19 protein-coding genes and 1 tRNA gene are annotated in these 17,132 nt (G+C 67.1%); 13 read left to right on the forward strand and 7 right to left on the reverse strand.

Going from position 1 to position 17,132, the window contains the following annotated elements; genetic code table 11:
* Positions 1-50: 50 nt before the first annotated feature.
* On the reverse strand, positions 51-635 hold the full coding sequence (locus tag ACSBP4_RS02760; RefSeq protein ID WP_006649881.1) for an FxsA family protein: 585 nt from the start codon (positions 633-635) through the stop codon (positions 51-53).
* Positions 636-760: 125 nt separating this feature from the next.
* Here ACSBP4_RS02760 and ACSBP4_RS02765 point away from each other — a divergent pair, with 125 nt between their 5' ends.
* Positions 761-2,407 carry a DUF255 domain-containing protein gene (locus ACSBP4_RS02765; RefSeq protein WP_435551299.1) on the forward strand — a complete coding sequence of 549 codons (1,647 nt, stop codon included), beginning with the start codon at positions 761-763 and terminating at the stop codon, positions 2,405-2,407.
* A gap of 82 nt (positions 2,408-2,489) precedes the next feature.
* A complete protein-coding gene (locus ACSBP4_RS02770) occupies positions 2,490-3,293 on the forward strand; it encodes a TrmB family transcriptional regulator (RefSeq protein ID WP_435551300.1) in 804 nt (267 codons plus the stop codon).
* On the opposite strand, the gene mptA is transcribed toward ACSBP4_RS02770, so the two are convergent.
* The gene (gene mptA / locus ACSBP4_RS02775) at positions 3,290-4,216 is read right to left on the reverse strand and encodes a GTP cyclohydrolase MptA (protein ID WP_435551301.1); all 927 of its coding nucleotides are present in this window, start codon (positions 4,214-4,216) and stop codon (positions 3,290-3,292) included. The genes ACSBP4_RS02770 and mptA overlap by 4 nt on opposite strands.
* 212 nt (positions 4,217-4,428) lie before the next feature.
* Positions 4,429-4,632 carry a hypothetical protein gene (locus tag ACSBP4_RS02780; protein WP_435551302.1) on the reverse strand — a complete coding sequence of 68 codons (204 nt, stop codon included), beginning with the start codon at positions 4,630-4,632 and terminating at the stop codon, positions 4,429-4,431.
* Between the two features lie 319 nt (positions 4,633-4,951).
* Between ACSBP4_RS02780 and ACSBP4_RS02785 the strand changes: the two genes are divergently transcribed.
* The 3 genes from ACSBP4_RS02785 to ACSBP4_RS02795 all read left to right on the forward strand — a co-directional run bounded on the left by ACSBP4_RS02785 (position 4,952) and on the right by ACSBP4_RS02795 (position 7,620).
* Positions 4,952-5,869 (forward strand): nucleotidyltransferase domain-containing protein, encoded by a 918-nt coding sequence (locus ACSBP4_RS02785; RefSeq protein WP_435551303.1) that lies wholly within the window; start codon positions 4,952-4,954, stop codon positions 5,867-5,869.
* Between the two features lie 233 nt (positions 5,870-6,102).
* Positions 6,103-6,861: a DNA-directed RNA polymerase subunit epsilon gene (locus ACSBP4_RS02790; protein ID WP_435551304.1), complete on the forward strand. Its 759-nt coding sequence runs from the start codon at positions 6,103-6,105 to the stop codon at positions 6,859-6,861.
* Positions 6,862-6,969: 108 nt separating this feature from the next.
* A complete protein-coding gene (locus ACSBP4_RS02795; RefSeq protein ID WP_435551305.1) occupies positions 6,970-7,620 on the forward strand; it encodes a DsbA family oxidoreductase in 651 nt (216 codons plus the stop codon).
* Here the strand turns inward: ACSBP4_RS02795 and ACSBP4_RS02800 are convergent, their stop codons facing one another.
* Positions 7,621-8,457, reverse strand: a complete 837-nt coding sequence (locus ACSBP4_RS02800) for an NAD(+)/NADH kinase (RefSeq protein WP_006649888.1) — start codon at positions 8,455-8,457, stop codon at positions 7,621-7,623.
* A gap of 205 nt (positions 8,458-8,662) precedes the next feature.
* Here ACSBP4_RS02800 and ACSBP4_RS02805 point away from each other — a divergent pair, with 205 nt between their 5' ends.
* The 6 genes from ACSBP4_RS02805 to ACSBP4_RS02830 all read left to right on the forward strand — a co-directional run bounded on the left by ACSBP4_RS02805 (position 8,663) and on the right by ACSBP4_RS02830 (position 13,592).
* Entirely contained in the window at positions 8,663-9,685 is a 1,023-nt protein-coding gene (locus ACSBP4_RS02805; RefSeq protein WP_435551306.1) for a KaiC domain-containing protein, read from the forward strand.
* Positions 9,686-9,805: 120 nt separating this feature from the next.
* Positions 9,806-10,045: an amphi-Trp domain-containing protein gene (locus ACSBP4_RS02810; RefSeq protein WP_006182742.1), complete on the forward strand. Its 240-nt coding sequence runs from the start codon at positions 9,806-9,808 to the stop codon at positions 10,043-10,045.
* Position 10,046: 1 nt separating this feature from the next.
* Complete coding sequence (locus tag ACSBP4_RS02815) at positions 10,047-10,409, forward strand: hypothetical protein (protein WP_435551307.1); 363 nt, start codon at positions 10,047-10,049, stop codon at positions 10,407-10,409.
* Between the two features lie 91 nt (positions 10,410-10,500).
* Positions 10,501-10,929: a universal stress protein gene (locus tag ACSBP4_RS02820; RefSeq protein ID WP_435551308.1), complete on the forward strand. Its 429-nt coding sequence runs from the start codon at positions 10,501-10,503 to the stop codon at positions 10,927-10,929.
* Between the two features lie 105 nt (positions 10,930-11,034).
* Positions 11,035-12,519 (forward strand): hypothetical protein, encoded by a 1,485-nt coding sequence (locus tag ACSBP4_RS02825; RefSeq protein WP_435551309.1) that lies wholly within the window; start codon positions 11,035-11,037, stop codon positions 12,517-12,519.
* Positions 12,520-12,626: 107 nt separating this feature from the next.
* Positions 12,627-13,592 (forward strand): transcription initiation factor IIB, encoded by a 966-nt coding sequence (locus ACSBP4_RS02830; protein ID WP_006649893.1) that lies wholly within the window; start codon positions 12,627-12,629, stop codon positions 13,590-13,592.
* Between the two features lie 76 nt (positions 13,593-13,668).
* On the opposite strand, the gene ACSBP4_RS02835 is transcribed toward ACSBP4_RS02830, so the two are convergent.
* Positions 13,669-13,739, reverse strand: a tRNA-Gly gene (locus ACSBP4_RS02835).
* Between the two features lie 422 nt (positions 13,740-14,161).
* Here ACSBP4_RS02835 and ACSBP4_RS02840 point away from each other — a divergent pair.
* Positions 14,162-14,956 (forward strand): NAD+ synthase, encoded by a 795-nt coding sequence (locus ACSBP4_RS02840; protein ID WP_435551310.1) that lies wholly within the window; start codon positions 14,162-14,164, stop codon positions 14,954-14,956.
* On the opposite strand, the gene ACSBP4_RS02845 is transcribed toward ACSBP4_RS02840, so the two are convergent.
* Both ACSBP4_RS02845 and ACSBP4_RS02850 read right to left on the reverse strand, forming a co-directional pair.
* Positions 14,957-15,496, reverse strand: a complete 540-nt coding sequence (locus ACSBP4_RS02845; protein ID WP_049965533.1) for a GNAT family N-acetyltransferase — start codon at positions 15,494-15,496, stop codon at positions 14,957-14,959.
* A gap of 54 nt (positions 15,497-15,550) precedes the next feature.
* Positions 15,551-16,255, reverse strand: a complete 705-nt coding sequence (locus ACSBP4_RS02850) for an enoyl-CoA hydratase/isomerase family protein (protein WP_049965534.1) — start codon at positions 16,253-16,255, stop codon at positions 15,551-15,553.
* Positions 16,256-16,315: 60 nt separating this feature from the next.
* Between ACSBP4_RS02850 and ACSBP4_RS02855 the strand changes: the two genes are divergently transcribed.
* The gene (locus tag ACSBP4_RS02855) at positions 16,316-17,089 is read left to right on the forward strand and encodes a DUF7114 family protein (protein WP_435551311.1); all 774 of its coding nucleotides are present in this window, start codon (positions 16,316-16,318) and stop codon (positions 17,087-17,089) included.
* Positions 17,090-17,132: the final 43 nt, after the last annotated feature.

Raw genomic sequence — 17,132 nt, forward strand, 5'->3', positions numbered from 1 at the left:
TGCTCGGTGGGACGTTTAAGCGTTTCTTTCTTCCCGACCCGTGCGAACCGCTACCGAGCGAGGGGATCGTCCTCGTCGTCGCCGTCGTCCGGCCGCTCGTCCTCGAAGTCGATCGTGTAGGCGTCCTCATCGTCGACGCTGTAGGCGTCCTCACCGAGATCATAGGTTTCGCCGTCGCTCGAGTCGCCGACGTCTCGAGTCGGGTCCTCGTCGGGGAAGCCGAACGTCCAGACCCCGCCGCTGGCGAACCCGCCGGTCTTCTTGTCCGCGTAGGGGACGACCACGTAGCGTTTGAGCGCCATTCGGATCGGGACTCGGGTCAGCGGAACGGCCAGTAGGAACCCGAGCAGGTCGGTCACCAGTCCGGGGGTCAGCAGAAAGGCTCCGGCGGCGATCAGCAGGCCCCCGTCGAGCAGTTCGTTCGTCGGGGGCTGTCCCTGAGCCATCGACCGCTGCATCTTCCGGATCGTCCGCCGGCCTTCGGCGCGGACGAGGAGCATCCCGACGAGGCCGGTCAGGACGACGAGCAGTATCATCCCGACCCAGTTCAGGAACCCGAACTGGGTGACGATCACCGCGAGCAACACGGCGTCGAGAAACGGGATGAGCAACAGCGCGAAGATCCACCGGAGCATACCACGATCTAGCCGCCGACGGGTGAAAATCTTTTACTCTCAGCCTGGCAACGGAACCGAGCCGCGTCGGGCCGACTGCGATACGCGAACGAAGGGCTTACGCCCGCGACTCCCGTCGCCCCGGTATGGACGATACGACCCGCGTCGAGTGGCGCGAGTGGGGACAGGCGGCCTTCGACGAGGCCGCCGAGGCCGACCGCCCCGTCTTGCTCTCGCTGACCGCGACGTGGTGTGACCACTGCCACGAGATGGACGAGGAGACCTACGCCGAGCCCCGGATCGCGGCCAACCTCAACGACAGTTTCGTCCCCGTCCGGGTCGACGTCGACCGGTACCCGCGGGTCCGCGACCGGTACAACATGGGCGGCTTTCCGTCGACGGTCTTTCTCGCCCCGAACGGCGAGGTCCTGACCGGCGCGGGCTATCTCGGCCCCGACGGGATGCGTCAGGTCTTAGACAGCGTCCGGACCATGTGGGAGACGAAAGGGGACGGCGCAGCCCGCGTTCCCCGGCCGCTGCGGGAGGACAACCCGCCGGCCGGCGAGCTGACCGCCGAGATCGAACAGGGGATGCTCGGCCATCTCACCGACACCTACGACGAGACCGCCGGCGGCTGGGGCCAGAGCCCGAAGTTCCCCCTGCCCGACGCCCTCGAGTTCGCGCTCAAACGCGACCGCGAGATGGCGCTGCGGTCCTACGACGCGGTCAGTGCGAACCTGTTAGACGAGTACGACGGCGGGTTCTACCGGTTCGCGACCGACCGGGACTGGTCGGGACTCCAGCGCGAGAAACTGCTCGATTCCAACGGCGCGTTGGTGCGGGCCTTCGCCAACGCCTACCTGCTGACCGGGAAAGACGAGTACCGCGACCCCGCCGCCGACACCATCGACTACCTGACGACGACGCTGTGGAACGACGAGGTCGACGCCTTCGCCAACAGTCAGGCCCCGGGCGACGCCGACGCCCACAGCCTCGACGCGACCGATCGCGCGGCCGCCGACGAGCCGCCGGTCGATTCGGGCGTCTTCGCCGGGCCGAACGCGCTGGCGATCGACGGCCTGTTGACCTACTACGCCTACACCGACGACGAGCGGGCCCGCCGATATGCCGAACGCGCGCTCGAGACCCTCCGGACGGACCTGCTCGCCGACGGCGTGGTCGCGCACGCACGCGAGGACGCGATCGAACGCGACGGGGACGGCGACGCGCTTCCATTGCTCACCAACCAGGCCCGCACGCTGGCGGCCCTGACGACGGTCGCGAGTACCATCGAGACGGATGCGCTCACGGACGCGACCGCGGTCGCCGACGCGACGATCGACCGACTCCACGACGGGGACTCGTTCCTCGACGGCCCTGCCGAGGGTGTCGGACTCTGTGATCGCCCGCTGCGGCCGCTGGACGCCAACGTCGCCCTCGCGGACGCGTTGATCGATCTGGCGGCGCTGTCCGGCGAGGACCGCTACCGCGAGTACGCACGGAACACGCTCGAGGCCTTCGCAGGGGCCAGCGAGCGCTTCGGCGTCCAGATCGCCGGGTACGCGACGGCGACCTCCCGACTGCTCGAGGGACCGTTGGTGATCCGGATCGGCGACGACCCCGGCTCCGACCTCCATCGGGCGGCGCTGCGGATGGCCGACCACGAGAAGGTGGTCGTCCCCGATGCCGACCGCGAGTCGGGGACGGCGCGGGCCGAACTGGGCGAAGCCGTGTCAGCCACTGCCGAAACTCCAGCCGAGTTGAGCGACGCGGTCCAGCAGCTTCTCGACTGACGTTCGGTCCCCTCACGGCCGACGTCGTCGAAACGCCAAACTACCACAGTGTTTATGTCTCTTCAGCGGGTTGCTCTCGGACATGGCCAGTCTCAGGGATCTCGGGCTCTCCGAGTACGAAGCTCGAGCTTACCGATCGCTACTCAACACCGGCCCCACAACGGCCAAAGAGTTGTCCCGGGCGAGCGACGTCCCGATGGGGCGGATCTACGACGTGTTGAACAGCATCGAACAGTACAATCTCGTCCGCAGCCAGACCGCCAGCCGGCCGAAGAAGTACGTCGCCGTCGAGCCCTCGACGGCGCTGGACCGACTGCTCGAGGACAAGAAACGCGAACTCGAGGAGAAGGCCGACCAGTACGAGTCGATCGTCGACGACCTGGCCGACGAACTCGACGCCGCCGAGCCCGTCGAGGAGCAGTTCTGGACCGCTGCGGTCGGCCCCGAGGAGACGAAGGACCTGCTTCTGGAGCGGTTGGCGGCCGCCGACCGTGACATCGTGATGGTTTCGTCTCACCCGTCGCCCCAGTGGGACATGCAGGCCGCCAGCGAGGAGATCAACGCCCAGCTCGAGGACGCCCTCGATCGAGGCGTCTCGATCGACCTGTTGATGACGCGGGAAATGGTCGGCTCGATGTCGGAGGAAGTGGGGCGGCGCTACCGGGAAACCCTCCAGCAGCGAGACGACTTCGACGTCCGTACGAACGACGACATTACGGGCTCGTTCAACATCATCGACGGCGTCGAGGTCTGTATTCAGGTCCCTAACCCGCTGTCCTCGGGCGAGGCCTTCGCCATGATCGATCTGAAGGATCCGGAGTTCGCCGCGAACGTTCACGAGGAGTTCGTCCCGCGGTGGGAAGAGGCCGACCCGCTCGAATTCTAACTCTCGATCTCGTCGCGCAGCGTTCCCAGCTTGACGACCCGCTCGGCGTGGGCGTTGTGCTGGTGGATCGACTCGTCGTTGGACTGACTCATCGTGATCACCGCGTCGTCGTCGAGGTGGTCGAACTCGTCGACGACGCCCTCCGCCAGCGCGCGCACGCAGTCCTCGACGAACTTCGCGTCGGCGTGGGCCGCGTAGGTCATGTGGTCCTCGTCGGGCCGTTTCGCGAGGTTGTAGATCCGCGCGCTCATCGAGTCCCGGGCGATGTCGATGATGTCGTTCAGATCGACCTCGGGGTCGCCGCTGGCCTCGACGGTCAGCGTCGCGTGCCCTCGCTGGGAGTGGCCCGGCTGCGGGACTTCATCTAAGAACTCCGTGATCGTCCCCTCCTCGACGCCTAAGTCCTCGAGGGTCTCCTTCGCGCGGGCGGCGGACATCCCCTGCGAGCAGGGACAGACGGTCATCCCGGTGACCGTCGCGCCGATCTCCTCGCGGGTCCCCTCGTCGGTCGCCGTCGCCGAAGCGACGATGTCGACGGTGTGTTGGGTCTCGCGGTCGCTCGCGGGGGTCTGCTCCCGGCGCATGAACTCGGCTTCCATCGAAACCTCGGTCTTCGAGGTGTAGTCGTGTTTCTCGAGCAGCCGTTCGGCGGCTTCGCCACAGACCTCCTCGACGCCGTAGGCCTCCTCGCGGGTCGCGTCCTCGAGGATCTCGTCGATGACCTCCATATTGCGGCTCATGTCGGCCCCTTTGCGCCAGCCCGGAAGGTCGACGAAGACCTCGAACTCGGCGGTGAGGACGATCGGTCGTTTGCCCTCGCGGGCGATCTTGACGAGCTTGTCGACGCCGGTGACGCCGACCTGACTCAGGCCGACGGTGACGTCGGGTGACGTGGCCTGCACGTCCGGCAACTGATGACTCATTGACCGCATTCAGGGTAGCGGGCGATTCAACCTTTCGGAACCGGGGGTCGCTTGCGCCCCGGTGCCGACGGCGGCTCGAGCCGTCGTCTCTTTAAGTATCTCTGGTCACAAGGTGGAGCTATGACGGGAGGTCGTGGTTCTCCGGGATTTCGTTCGACAGTCACGACGCCGTTCTCGGCCGGCGTCGGACGGGGTGGCGCCGACATCGCTACTCACGAGTCGCGTGACCGATTTGCGAGACGCTCCGCTATGTTCCACGGGATCGAGAGGGCGACCAGAAAGACCACCATTGCACCGAGGCCGATGAGGACGTCGTCCGTGACGCGTCGTGCGAGAAAGACGGCCAACGCGGAGCAGCCGATCCTCGCCACCCGGTTCAGGTCCCACTCGAACAGTGCGGCCCGGAGCGCGGACATCGATATAGCTAGCACGGCACGAGTTATAACGCTTCTTGACTGTCCGACATGTTTCCGCCGGGACGCAGGGCTCGTCTCCGCAGTCTCTCACTCACAGCCGTCGTTTCTTTAAGTATCTCTGGTCACAAGGTAGGGATATGACGGGAAGACGACGGCCGTTCTCCGGGTGTTCCGTTCGGCAGTTGCAACGCTCCCTCCGAGCTATCGCGACGGCCGGGGGTCGGCCCTTAAGTGCCTCTGGTCACAAGGTGAAGCTACGAAGGGCATTCGTCACCCGGTCTTCTCGCGGTGTCGTTCTCACCGGCCTCGAGCGACAGCTATGACTACCGTCTCGGCAGTCGTCCGTACGACCGTCGACGACCACTTGACGACGATCGAGCGCGCCCGCAACGTCGCGGTCCCGTTGGCGGTCGCCCGCGGCAGCCACGCGTGGGGTGCGGCCAGTCCCGACAGCGACTACGACGTGGGGTTCGTCTTCGTTCCGACCGACCTGCGTCGGTACGCCCACCTCGAGAGCCCGCCGGAGACGATCGTCGAGGACCGCGGCGAATTCGAGTATCAGGGCTGGGACGTGCGGACGTTCGCGGGGTTGCTCGCGGACTCGAACGACGGCGCGATCGATCTGTTGCGGAGTCCGATTCGATACCGTCGCGCGTACGACCCCGCCCCGCTTTGGCAGTACATCGAGCGGACGTACAACCCGATCGACCTCTATCACGCGTGGCGCGGCATCGCGACGAGCAACTACCGGAAGTACATCTCGCACCATCTGGTCCGAAGCGACGACGAACTGTTTCCCATTCTGGAAGCGCGCGACGAATACGTCGTCGAGACCGACGACGGGACGACGGCGGTCGCGGCTGCCGACGAACGCTTTCGGGAAACCCAGACGAAGCCCACAGTGAAGCGAAACCTGACCATCTACAGGGCGGCGATGGCCGCGCGGTACCTCAAGGCGACCGGGGACCACGGCGACCACGACCTGCCCGCGCTCGACTTCGGGTCGTTCCTCTCCGAGCAGGCCCCGGCCGTCTTCGACGCCGATCGGATCGAACGGGCTCGCGAACTGCTCGAGCGAAAACGAGCCGGCGAGGGCGGCGAGCGAGTTGGCGACGCCGTGGGTCGGCCGTTCGCCCAGCCGCCGCGGGAGATCGATCCGGACGTTCACGCGCGGGCTGGCCCCGACCCGGCCCGACTCGACGGGTTCGTCGACGACCTGATCGCGGCGGTCCGATAGCTCGCGCCGGCGTCGTTCTTTAAGTGGTTCTGGTCACAAGGTGAAGCTACGAAGGGCTTTTCGCGAACCGCCAACACCCTCGAGCGGCGGCGTTGCTCTCCGAACCGGCAGTGAACCGTCCGCTCGAGTTTCCGCCCGCCCCGGGAAAACCTGTTAGCGGACCTGTCAGTCCGTCCAGCCGATCGATCCCACGGAGCGAGCCTTTTTCACGCTCCCTCTCCGAGCGACAGACGATGCAAGACGACGGTGCCGACTCCGGTCCAGCTACCGAGCCAGTCGCGGCCGAGACCGACGGCTCCCGCGCCGATCCGGACGGCGAGCGCCGCCTCGAGACCCGACCCGGCTCCGGCTCGCTCTCGCGGGCGGACGTCCAGCGCGACTCGACGGTCCGCCAGTGGGGCGTCGTCACGCCGAGTGCGACGGTCATCGGGCGGGCGGAGTCACCCGACGCCGACCTCTCCGAGAGCGTGCGCCGTCTCCACGACGAACAGCACGCGGCCACGCCGGGCTACAGCGAGCGTGCCCACCACCTCGATCGACTTCGGACCACGCAAGCGCTGTGTAACGCCTTAGAGGTGACGCCGTGGCAGCGCGATCTGGCACTCGGCGTCATGGACGAGATCGATCTCACCGAGTTCGGTAGTCAGCGCGCCATCGAGAAGGTCGCGCTGGTGGTGATCCGCCACGTGGTCGACGTCGACCGGAAGCAGTACTTCGGGCTCGAGGAGATCGACGCGCAGGCGCTGTCGGCCGACCGCATGGAGGAGCTGTTCGCCCAGTACCGGGCCCACGACATCACTGACGAGGAGACGTTCGAGCGGCTCGCAGCCGACTACGGGCTGGATACGACGAGCCTGAACCGGCTCCGTCGCGTCCTGAAGGAGCAACTCGAGGACGAGTTGCCGGCCTACGGCCGCAATCCCTACCGCGATCCGAACCTGCCGGACGCGACCGAGACCGGTGACGCATCGCCGTCCGAATCGGAGTCGTAGGCGGCGTCCGCTGGACTCCGTTCGCACCGTCTCTCCGGCCGCGGCTCGAGCCGCGGGCGACGCTGCCGGGGACCGGCGACTTTTCCCTCGCAGAACCCTACCGGTGTTATGACCGACGCTGACACCGGCTCGACTCCCGAGGCGACCGACCGCATCGAGATCTACGCCGACTACGTCTGTCCGTTCTGTTATCTGGGGACCCGCTCGCTCGCCCAGTACCGCGAGGGCCGCGACGAGCCCCTGACCGTCGACTGGCACCCCTTCGACCTGCGCAGCGGGAAGCGAAACCCCGACGGATCGATCGATCACGACGTCGACGACGGCAAGGGCGACGAGTACTACGAGCAGGCCAGACAGAACGTCCGCCGACTGCAGGAGGAATACGACGCCGAGATGGCCCAGGAGATCGCGACCGACGTCGACTCCTTCGACGCGCAGGTCGCCTCGTGGTACGTCAAGGGGGAGTACCCCGAGCAGTGGGGGGCATTCGACGAGGCGATCTACACCGCACTGTGGCAGGACGGGCGTGACATCGGTGACGTCGACGTGCTGGCCGATCTCGCCGACGACTGCGGGCTACCGGTCGATGAGATCCGCGACGCGGTCGCCGACGACGGCATCCGGGCGGAACTCGAGGACCTGTTTGCGGAGGCCCAACAGACGGGCGTCACCGGCGTTCCGACGTTCGTCTCGGACGGCCACGTCGCCCGCGGCGCGGTGCCGCCGGAACACGTAGAGCGACTCGTCGACGGCCAGTAGTCACTCGAGTTTGTCGAGGCCGTCGAAGAAGTTGGCCTGCGGGCCGACGAGCGTGACCGGGTCGGCCGCCAGCGAGACCGTCACCGTCGCGGGCGGCTCGAGTTGCTGTCTGTTGCGGCCGTCGCTGATCGCGTAGGCGGTGTCGGCATCGGTGACCGTGAGGCTGATTTCGGTGTCCGGTTCGACGACCAGCGGCGGCATCGACTCGGTCGCGGCCATCTGCGTGACGATGACGGCGTTCGTCGCGGGGTGGACCAGCGGCCCGCCCTCGCTCAAGTTGTAGGCGGTCGAGCCCGTCGGGGTCGCGACGAGGACGCCGTCGGCGTGACTCTCCGCGTACGACTGGCCGTCGACCCGGACCTCGATCGTCGCACCGCCGCCGTGGCCGCGTCGCCGCCCGTGGACGACGATCTCGTTGAGCGCGGGCGCGAGCGTCCAGTCCTCGTCGACGCCGGTCGCCCGGAGCCGCGCCAGTTCCCGGCCCTCGACGCGGCCCGTCCGCGCGATGTCCGCGACGACATCGGTGACGACGTCGACGGCGTTTTCGGGGGCGACGGCGTTGAGAAAGCCGACCTCACCGAGGTTGACTCCCATGATCGGCACGGGGCTGACCTCGCGGGCAACGAACAGCAGGGTCCCGTCGCCGCCGATGCTTACGACGAGATCGCGATCGTCCATCGAGTCGACCGGTACGGGGGTCGCCGCGATCGCCGCGCCCGTGGCCTCGTCGACGACTGCGCTCGCGCCGGCCGCCTCGAGTGCGTCGACGAGGGCGGCGGCGAGGTCCTGTGCACGCTCGTTGTCGCGCTGGGCGACGATTCCGACGGCGACGTCCATCGGCGGCGGCTACCCGCCGCTACGTCAAAAACCCACGCTTGTCCGGCCAGCGGCAACAAGCTTAATCCGGATGGAACGATTCCGGTCAGGTGAACCCCTGCGACGACCCCGTCGCAGTGTCCAGTATGGCGTCGGCTTTCCCGTCTCCCACCGGCGATCGCAGTCGACACCAGCGACCGCTTTCTCCGAGGGCCGCGCTCGACAGGTGGTCCCCGTGAGCGACGACGCGGACGATCCGGACGACGACTGGTTCGAGCGCGCACTCGACGACGAGGCCGATGCCGCGGGCGACCCGGACTCGAGCGCGGGCGACGATCCGGCGGCCGTGGACGACGACACCGGCGACCCCACTCCCGAGGACGGCGACGAGTCCCTCTTCGAGGAGGACTTCGGCTCTGCCCTCCACGATACTGACGCCCCGGCCATCGACACCGACGTCGGCCCCGGGACCGACGGCCCCGAGGGGTTCGACGACCTCGATTTCGTCCTCGGCGGCGACGAACCCGACTTCGACGAGGCGGTCGACTCGGATCTCCCGCGACTCGACCTCGGGATCGAGGGACTCGACCGGATGATTCAGGGCGGCATCCCGGAGCGGTCACTGCTCGTCGCAATGGGCAGCGCCGGCACCGGGAAGACCACCTTCGGCCTGCAGTTTCTCACCCACGGCCTCGAGCAGGGCGAACGCGCGGTCTTCATCACGCTCGAGGAGAGCCGCGAACGCGTGATCAACAGCGCGACCGAGAAGGGGTACGGCTTCGACGAGTACGTCGCTGACGGCCAGCTAGCCGTCGTCGACGTCGACCCCATCGAGATGGCAAACAGCCTCGCCTCGATCCGCAACGAACTCCCCGCGCTCGTCGAGGAGTTCGACGCCTCGCGGCTCGTCCTGGACTCGGTCTCCCTGCTCGAGATGATGTACGAGGACCGCGCGAAACGCCGCAACGAAATCTACGACTTCGCCCGGAGCCTGAAGGAGGCGGGCGTCACCGCCATGTTAACCAGCGAGGCCTCCGCGGAGACCGCCTACGCCTCGCGGTACGGGATCGTCGAATATCTCACCGACGCCGTCTTCGTCCTGCAGTACGTCCGTCCCGACGACTTCCGGGAGACGCGGATGGCGATCGAGATCCAGAAGATCCGCGACGCGAACCACTCCCGGGAGAAAAAGCCCTACGAGATCACCGGCGAGGGGATCTCGGTCTACCAGCAAGCGAACCTGTTCTAATGACAGTTCACATATCGGTACATTCAATCTGGGCGGTACAGGCGTTCATGGCCCGGTAAGTGCCACTTATCGATGTGTTCAAGCCCCATACTTTTGCGGGCGGGAACCGGATATGCCCGTATGGCGCAACGGACGACGGCCGACGAAACACTGCCACGAGAGGAACTCGCGGCCTACCTCGAGGAACTCGCCGCGGAGTTCGAGGGCGAGAGCGAGGCGGTCTCGATACGGGTTGGCAACAAGAACGTGTCGCTCAATCCGCCACACAACATCGACGTCTCGGTCGAGACGGTCGAGCGGTCCTCGATGCTGCGGGGCGACCGCGAGACGGTCGAGATCGAACTGAGCTGGAAACCCTAACATGGCTGCCGCAGACTCGATCCTGATCTTCGTCCTGAGCCTGCTGGTCGGGACGATCGGTATCCTCGCTGGCGCGCGGTTGGTGCTTGACAGGGACGCGAGCTTCGTGAACGCGGCGATCACCGCCCTCATCGGGGCGGCCGCCTGGGGGATCACGAGCTTCTTCGTCGGCTGGGCCCCCATCCTCGGCGTGTTGCTGATGCTGGTCATCTGGGTCGGCGTCATCAACTGGCGCTACCCCGGCGGCTGGGGGTCGGCGGCCGCGATCGGCTTCGTCGCCTGGATCGTCGCCGTCGGCATCCTCTATGCGCTGGCTGCCGTCGGCTTCGTCACCCCCGACGCGCTCGGCATTCCGGGCATCTAGGACGTCCGCCCGGATCGCGTCGGTGTTCCCGTCGCCGGAGACGGAGGGAAACCCCTTTTTCCGTTCGGGCGAGTGGTCCACCTAGACAGCAATGTACGAGACGATCCTGCTTCCGACGGACGGCAGCGACCACGCGGCGACCGTCGCGGCCCACGCCATCGACGTCGCGGCCACCCGTGACGCAACCCTCCACGTCCTCTCGGTCGTCGACGACCGTGCCTTTCTCGTCCTCGATGACAACCGCGTCAAGCAGGTCCGCGACGACCTCGAGGCGACCGCCCGCGAAGCCGTCGACGAGGCGGCGACCCGTGCCGCCGACCGCGGCGTCGAGACGACGACGGCCGTCGACACCGGAAACCCCGCCGAGTGCATCGTCGACTACGCCGCGAGCGAGCCCGTCGACCTGATCGTCATGGGGACCAGCGGCGACGAGTACGAACGGAACGTCGTCGGTAGCGTCTCCCAGCGGGTCGTCCGCGAGGCCCCGGTCCCGGTCACTACGGTCGGCCCCGACGTCTGAGTCCCGGCCCGCCGATGGTCGTCCGGGGGCGGTCCGAACCGTGTCCGAAACGGTCGGCATAATAACACACGGTTTGATATATACCCCGTCGCTAGTCCTTGAGAGATGCGTCGCTCGATCGTCATCGGAGCGGTACTAATCGTCCTCGCGTTCGTGTTCGTCGGCGGCCCCTCGGTGTTGCTGTCGCTGTCATCCGACCAGACCGCGGCCGGCGGACCCACGGACGGGGAATCGAAGCCGACGCCGGAGTTGGTCACGCCCGAGGACTCCGAGAGCAGCTTCTGGGAGTATCTCAGCCCGCGAAAAGGCTTCCAGAAGCGCAGTCCGATCAACGTGATCGTCCGCGGCGATACCGAAGACGTCGAGCGAGTCCTGATCGAATCCGACGGCGGCGACTGGTCCGAAGTGAACGAGTCGGAGGAGGTGGCTCTCCCCGATACGTACGCGATTACCGCCGGCAACGAATCCGACAACGAGACGGACCCGATCGCGGAGTCGGGAGCGAACGACACCGCGGGTAACGTGACCGCCAACGACACCGAGAACGCGACCGCCAACGACACCGAGAACGACTCGTCCGGTCGCTCGGGCGTCCTGCCGAACCTCAACTGGGGCCAGGCCGACGGCGGCACCCGCTACGCCTACGTCGATCCCGGCGGGAACGAGAGCGGCTACTGGACGACCGAGACGCGCCAACTCGAGGACGGCACCTACTACGGCCAGCGCTATCACATCAGGCTCTACGAGAGCCCCAACGAGGACGACGACTGGGTCATCATGCAGACCCACTCCGAACACTTCGACTGGTTCACGCTCAGACACCGGGTCCACGGCTCACAGGACGCCCAGACGAAACTCGAGCAGGAGTTCATGGAGCATCCGGGCGTCGACGTCCAAGACGACGTCCGACGGATCTACCTCGACAACAGCAACTCCTCGGACGCCGACGGCTGGGCGACGCTCGTCGAACTCGCCGGGCTGATCGTCGTCCCCACGCTGGTCGGCGTCGGAACCGGACGCTGCCGCCTCGAGGCCGGCGGGAGCGCCGAGGGATCGACCGAAGAGCGGGTCGAGCGGCATACCCCCCATGCGATCGACGATCACCTGACCGACGTCGACCGCCAGCGACTCGCCGCCGCCTACGACCGCCTCGAGACCGGACACGTCCTGTTGGTCCTGGCTATCCTTGCGCTGTTCCTGGGGGTCCGGATGGGCGGCCTCGTCCTCGAGCGCCGAGCCGCGTCGCTGACGCCCCACCAGATCGCCGCGATCCTCTATCCGGTGATCGCGATCGGGATCCCGACCGCGACGTACCTGATCGCACGCGGGCTTACGCGGCGACTCGACGCCGCCGTCATCGCCGCGGGCTCGCTCGCGGCCGCCATCTGGATCGATTACGGCTGGCTCGGCATCACCGCCCTGCCCGTCGACGTCGTCCTCCAGCGGATGCTCGTCGTCGTCGCGCTCGGATTGATCGCCGGCGGCGCGGCCAAACGCGCCGCGCGCAGTTCGAAGTTCAACGACATGCTGCTGGTCGGCTCGGCGATGTGGGTGCTGGTACTGGCCGGCACGCTGTTTGGCTACTTCTGAGCCCGCTTCCGGTCGTTTTTCGACCCGACAGTGACCCTCTCACCCGTTCGAGGGGGTGCGTCCTGTGCCGAGACCTTAAGTCCTTCCGCCGTCGTTACCAACATGACATGGCAAGCCCCACCCGCCAGCGCGAACGCGATCCTGAAACGACAGAAAAAACGCAGGAACCGGAGCGCGAGCGGGTGTGTGACGAGTGCGACGGCGGGACACTCGTCAAAAGCGAGGACCAGGGCGAACTCGTCTGTGACCAGTGCGGCCTGATCGTCGAGGGGAGCAACATCGACCACGGTCCCGAGTGGCGCGCGTTCAACCACTCCGAGCGCCAGAACAAGTCCCGGGTGGGCGCGCCGACGACCCAGACGATGCACGACAAGGGCCTGACGACCGCCATCGACTGGAAGAACCAGGACGCCTACGGCCGCTCGATCTCCTCTGACAAACGCAGCCAGATGCGCCGCCTGCGCAAGTGGCAGGAACGCATCCGCACCAAAGACGCCGGCGAACGGAACCTCCAGTTCGCCCTCTCCGAGACCGACCGGATGGCCTCCTCGCTGGCCATCCCCCGCTCGGTCCGGGAAGTCGCCTGCGTAATCTACCGTCGAGCCCTCGACGAGGACCTCATCCGCGGACGCTCGATCGAGGGCGTCGCCACCAGCACCCTCTATGCCGCCTGCCGGATGGAGGGCATCCCCCGCTCGCTCGAGGAAGTCGCCGCCGTCTCCCGCGTCGAGCGCAAGGAGATCGGCCGCACGTATCGGTACATCGCCCAGGAACTCGGCCTCGAGATGGAACCGGTCAACCCCAAGAAGTACGTCCCGCGCTTTTGCTCGGAACTCGAACTCTCAGAGGAGGTCCAGGTGAAGGCCAACGAGATCATCGACGTCACGACCGAGAAGGGGCTGCTCTCGGGCAAGTCACCGACGGGCTACGCCGCGGCCGCGATCTACGCCGCCTCACTGCTCTGTAACGAGAAAAAGACCCAGCGCGAGGTCTCCGACGTCGCGCAGGTGACCGAAGTGACGATCCGGAACCGGTACCAGGAGCAGATCGAAGCGATGGGGATCCACGAGTAAGTCGGCGCTCCTCCGTTTCTCACACGGGCATCGACGACACAGATAGCTGCTATCGAATCCCGATGTCCTCGAGAAATGCGCCGGCCGGGAATTGAACCCGGGCCGCGAGCTTGGGAAGCTCGAGTCCTACCACTGGACCACCGGCGCTCACTTCGTTCGCGCCGTGGATCGCAGTTCCGTCGGAACTGCTCACCACCGGCGCACTGTACTCGCCCGATTCTACCCACCGATCACACTTGAACGTAGCGCTCTCGAGCGAGTCCGACGACCCGCGAAAAGAACCCGGTCTCGAGTTGCGGGTTCTGCGGACGGTCCGTGCCCTTACCGATCGGCCGTGGTAGCGAGGAACGGCGAGACAGTGTGTCCGGGTTGGGGTAGTGGCCATCCTTCATCCCGTCTCGGCTGCGACGCGCAGTTCGTTTCTCGCACCCGGACCTCCCCTGTTCGATCGGCACAACCGTCACACAAGCCGTTCAGTGACGACAGAACCGTTCCATCGAAACCGAACGCCCGGTCACTTTTTTCCGGTTAGGCGAGCCTATTAGGTCACCGCAGCCGTACCCTCATGTATGATCGATCTTCGGTTTTCGGAGTCGGAACTCGAGCGGCAGCGCGAACACATCACGTCCTTCATCGACGAGCGGGTCGCGGCCGCGGGGGCCGACGGTGCCGTGCTGGGCCTTTCGGGCGGAATCGACAGTACGCTGACGGCCTATCTCGCCGTCGAGGCGATCGGCACCGAGAACGTTCACGGGCTCGTCCTCCCGGCGACGGTCAGCAGCGAGGAGAACATGAGCGACGCCGAACGGGTCGCCCAGGATCTGGGGATCAGCTACGACGTCCTCGAGGTCGAGCCGATCGTCGACGCCGTGCTGGCGGCCTACCCCGAGGCCGAGGGCGACCGCGAGGCGGTGGGCAACGCTCGTGCGCGCGTTCGGGCGGTTCTGAACTACCTCGTCGCGAACCACGAGGAGCGACTCGTTCTCGGGACGGGCAACCGGAGCGAGGCCGCGGTGGGCTACTTCACCAAGTACGGTGACGGCGCGGTCGACTGTCATCCCATCGGCAACCTGTATAAGGGGCAGGTCCGTCAACTGGCCCGCCACGTCGGCGTCCCCGAGGAACTCGCCGCCAAGACCGCTACCGCGGAGCTGTGGGCCGACCAGACCGACGAGGACGAACTCGGGATCGGCTACGATACCCTCGACTCGATCCTCGCGACCCACATCGACGGCCCGCTGTCGGTCGCGGCGACTGCTCGACTGCTCGAGGTCGACGAGGACACGGTCGAACGGGTTCGCGGCATGTACGAGCGCAGTGCCCACAAACGCACCGTCCCGCCGGCTCCCGAGCAGCTGGACTGACTACGACTGCCGGTCTCGCCACTCGTCCTCGAGCAGCCCGTACCAGTGAGTGTCATGGTACTCCCCGTCGACGAACTCGGACTCCCGGCTGGTCCCTTCGCGGGCGAACCCGACCGACTCGAGGAGCCGCTGCGAGGCCTCGTTGAACTCGAACACGTGGGCCTCGATCCGGTGGAGGCCCAGCTGGTCGAAAGCGTACGCGACCATCAGTTCGGTCGCCTCGGTGCCGTACCCCTGCCCGTGTTCGTCGGGGTCGATCCAGTAGCCGATCTCGCCGCGTCCGGCCTCCCAGTCGATCTCGCGGAGGCCGATCGTCCCGACCGGCTCGCCGTCGGCGGTGATCAGCAGGTGGACGCCGTCGTCGGCACAGACGACGTTCTCGAAGAACTCCTGTTCCTGTGTGCGGTTGATCGGACGAGAGCCGCCGATCGGTCGCCAGATCGCCGGATCGTTGATCGCATCCCGTAAGTACTCGAGGTCGTCTTCCTCGATCGGTCGGAGATCAACCCTGTCGCCGGGGAGGAACGTCGAATCGGGCATGGTCCCGGATCTCGTCACATGGAGAAAAAGATTATGGACAGCTCACATGTCTCGTCACTCGAGCAGCGCGTCGACGTCGTCGGCGTGGGCGGCCACGAGGTCGGCGAAGGCCGCGGCCTCGCGTCGCTCCTGGGTCGCGCGCTCGCCGTCGTCTCGGAGCCGGCGTTTGAGGACTGCCAGCGCGTCCGTCGCGTTGTCAGCGATTTCCGCGGCGACCGCACGGGGCTCGTCCTCGATTCGCGAGATCAGTCCCATCCGCAGGGCCGCCTCGGCGTCGATCGCCCGTCCCGAGAGGGCAAACTCGAGGGCGTCGCCCTCGCCGAGGACGCGGGGCAGCCGGACGGTCCCGCCCCAGGCCCCGAACAGGCCGAAGCTGACGCCGGGTTCGCCGTAGGTCGACTCGGGGGTTCCAACGCGGACGTCACAGGCCAGCGCGAGTTCGAGGCCGCCGCCCCGTGCGGGGCCGTCGATCCCCGCAACGACGACTGCGGGCGAATCCTCGATCGTTCGGGCGACCCGCTGTCCCAGCCGCGCGAACTCGGCCGCGCGGTCCCGATCCCCATCGAGGGCGGCAACCTCGTTGAGATCGGCACCGGCGGAAAAGGCCGGTCCGCGCCCGCGCAGGTAGATTACGGGTTCGTCGGCATCGGCGACCGCCGCTTCGAGGGCCTCGAGCCCGTCGACGGTGAGTGCGTTGCGGGCCTCGGGGCGGTCGATCGTCACGGTACGAATCCGTCCGTCGGCGTCGATGTCGATCATGCCAGCAGTCGATCCGGCGTTTCCAAAGGTCTTTGGCTCCCCCGTCGTAACCCCCCGCTAATGGACAAGGCCGACAGCTGTCGGCGTGCCGCCGCCGAGGCCGTCGCGGACGTCGAACCACCACAGCTACACGAGTATCTCGGATCCGTTCTCGATCGAGCGTCGATGATACCCGCGGCGCTCACGCTCGAGAGCGCCGCCGCGATGGCGACCGAGGGCCACGGTTTCGACGAACAGCACGACCACGGGTTGGCCGACGGGACGACCCCCGACCGGGACCACTCGTCCAGCGGTGACCACGACGTCGTCACCCACGCAGCCGGCGTCCAGCTCATCTACGAGGGGCTGCGACTGACGCGGGCACTCGCCCACGACGAACCCTGGACGGCAAGCGACGCCGACGCGGGCGACGGCGACCTCGCGATCCTGGCCGCCGACATCCTCGTCGCGCGGGGCTTTTACCTGCTGGCTCGCACCGAGGCCGCCGGTACAGCCGTTCGCACCGTCCAGTCGTTCGGCCGCGATCAGACTCGGCGGGCCGACCTCCTAACGGATGACGATCCCGACCCGACCGGCGCGATCGACGACGACCCCACGGCGATCGACGCCAACCTCGAGCGCGACGTCCTCGAACTCGCGGTCCGCACCGGAGCCGTCGCCGTCGGCGAGACGCCCTCGCCGCGGCTGCTGGCCGTCGCCGAGGACCTCGCCGACGCCGCCGGCACCTCGTTTCCCGCCGTCGAGGACTGTCTCACCGATCTCGGGCCGTCGGTCTCCGACCGCTCGCTCGAGGACCACGCGACCGACCGGGCCACGTCGGCGACCGATCCCTGATCCGGCCTCGAGACTCCGAGACGGCACCGCGACACACCGCCGC

The sequence above is a fragment of the Natrinema sp. CGMCC1.2065 genome, from assembly GCF_051225675.1.
Taxonomy (GTDB): Archaea; Halobacteriota; Halobacteria; order Halobacteriales; family Natrialbaceae; genus Natrinema; species Natrinema thermotolerans.

Coding starts and splice junctions, on each gene's coding strand:
- ACSBP4_RS02760 (WP_006649881.1), bottom strand. CDS start 635: ATGCTCCGGTGGATCTTCGCGCTGTTGCTCATCCCGTTTCTCGACGCC.
- ACSBP4_RS02765 (WP_435551299.1), top strand. CDS start 761: ATGGACGATACGACCCGCGTCGAGTGGCGCGAGTGGGGACAGGCGGCC.
- ACSBP4_RS02770 (WP_435551300.1), top strand. CDS start 2,490: ATGGCCAGTCTCAGGGATCTCGGGCTCTCCGAGTACGAAGCTCGAGCT.
- mptA (WP_435551301.1), bottom strand. CDS start 4,216: ATGAGTCATCAGTTGCCGGACGTGCAGGCCACGTCACCCGACGTCACC.
- ACSBP4_RS02780 (WP_435551302.1), bottom strand. CDS start 4,632: ATGTCCGCGCTCCGGGCCGCACTGTTCGAGTGGGACCTGAACCGGGTG.
- ACSBP4_RS02785 (WP_435551303.1), top strand. CDS start 4,952: ATGACTACCGTCTCGGCAGTCGTCCGTACGACCGTCGACGACCACTTG.
- ACSBP4_RS02790 (WP_435551304.1), top strand. CDS start 6,103: ATGCAAGACGACGGTGCCGACTCCGGTCCAGCTACCGAGCCAGTCGCG.
- ACSBP4_RS02795 (WP_435551305.1), top strand. CDS start 6,970: ATGACCGACGCTGACACCGGCTCGACTCCCGAGGCGACCGACCGCATC.
- ACSBP4_RS02800 (WP_006649888.1), bottom strand. CDS start 8,457: ATGGACGTCGCCGTCGGAATCGTCGCCCAGCGCGACAACGAGCGTGCA.
- ACSBP4_RS02810 (WP_006182742.1), top strand. CDS start 9,806: ATGGCGCAACGGACGACGGCCGACGAAACACTGCCACGAGAGGAACTC.
- ACSBP4_RS02815 (WP_435551307.1), top strand. CDS start 10,047: ATGGCTGCCGCAGACTCGATCCTGATCTTCGTCCTGAGCCTGCTGGTC.
- ACSBP4_RS02820 (WP_435551308.1), top strand. CDS start 10,501: ATGTACGAGACGATCCTGCTTCCGACGGACGGCAGCGACCACGCGGCG.
- ACSBP4_RS02825 (WP_435551309.1), top strand. CDS start 11,035: ATGCGTCGCTCGATCGTCATCGGAGCGGTACTAATCGTCCTCGCGTTC.
- ACSBP4_RS02830 (WP_006649893.1), top strand. CDS start 12,627: ATGGCAAGCCCCACCCGCCAGCGCGAACGCGATCCTGAAACGACAGAA.
- ACSBP4_RS02840 (WP_435551310.1), top strand. CDS start 14,162: ATGATCGATCTTCGGTTTTCGGAGTCGGAACTCGAGCGGCAGCGCGAA.
- ACSBP4_RS02845 (WP_049965533.1), bottom strand. CDS start 15,496: ATGCCCGATTCGACGTTCCTCCCCGGCGACAGGGTTGATCTCCGACCG.
- ACSBP4_RS02850 (WP_049965534.1), bottom strand. CDS start 16,255: ATGATCGACATCGACGCCGACGGACGGATTCGTACCGTGACGATCGAC.
- ACSBP4_RS02855 (WP_435551311.1), top strand. CDS start 16,316: ATGGACAAGGCCGACAGCTGTCGGCGTGCCGCCGCCGAGGCCGTCGCG.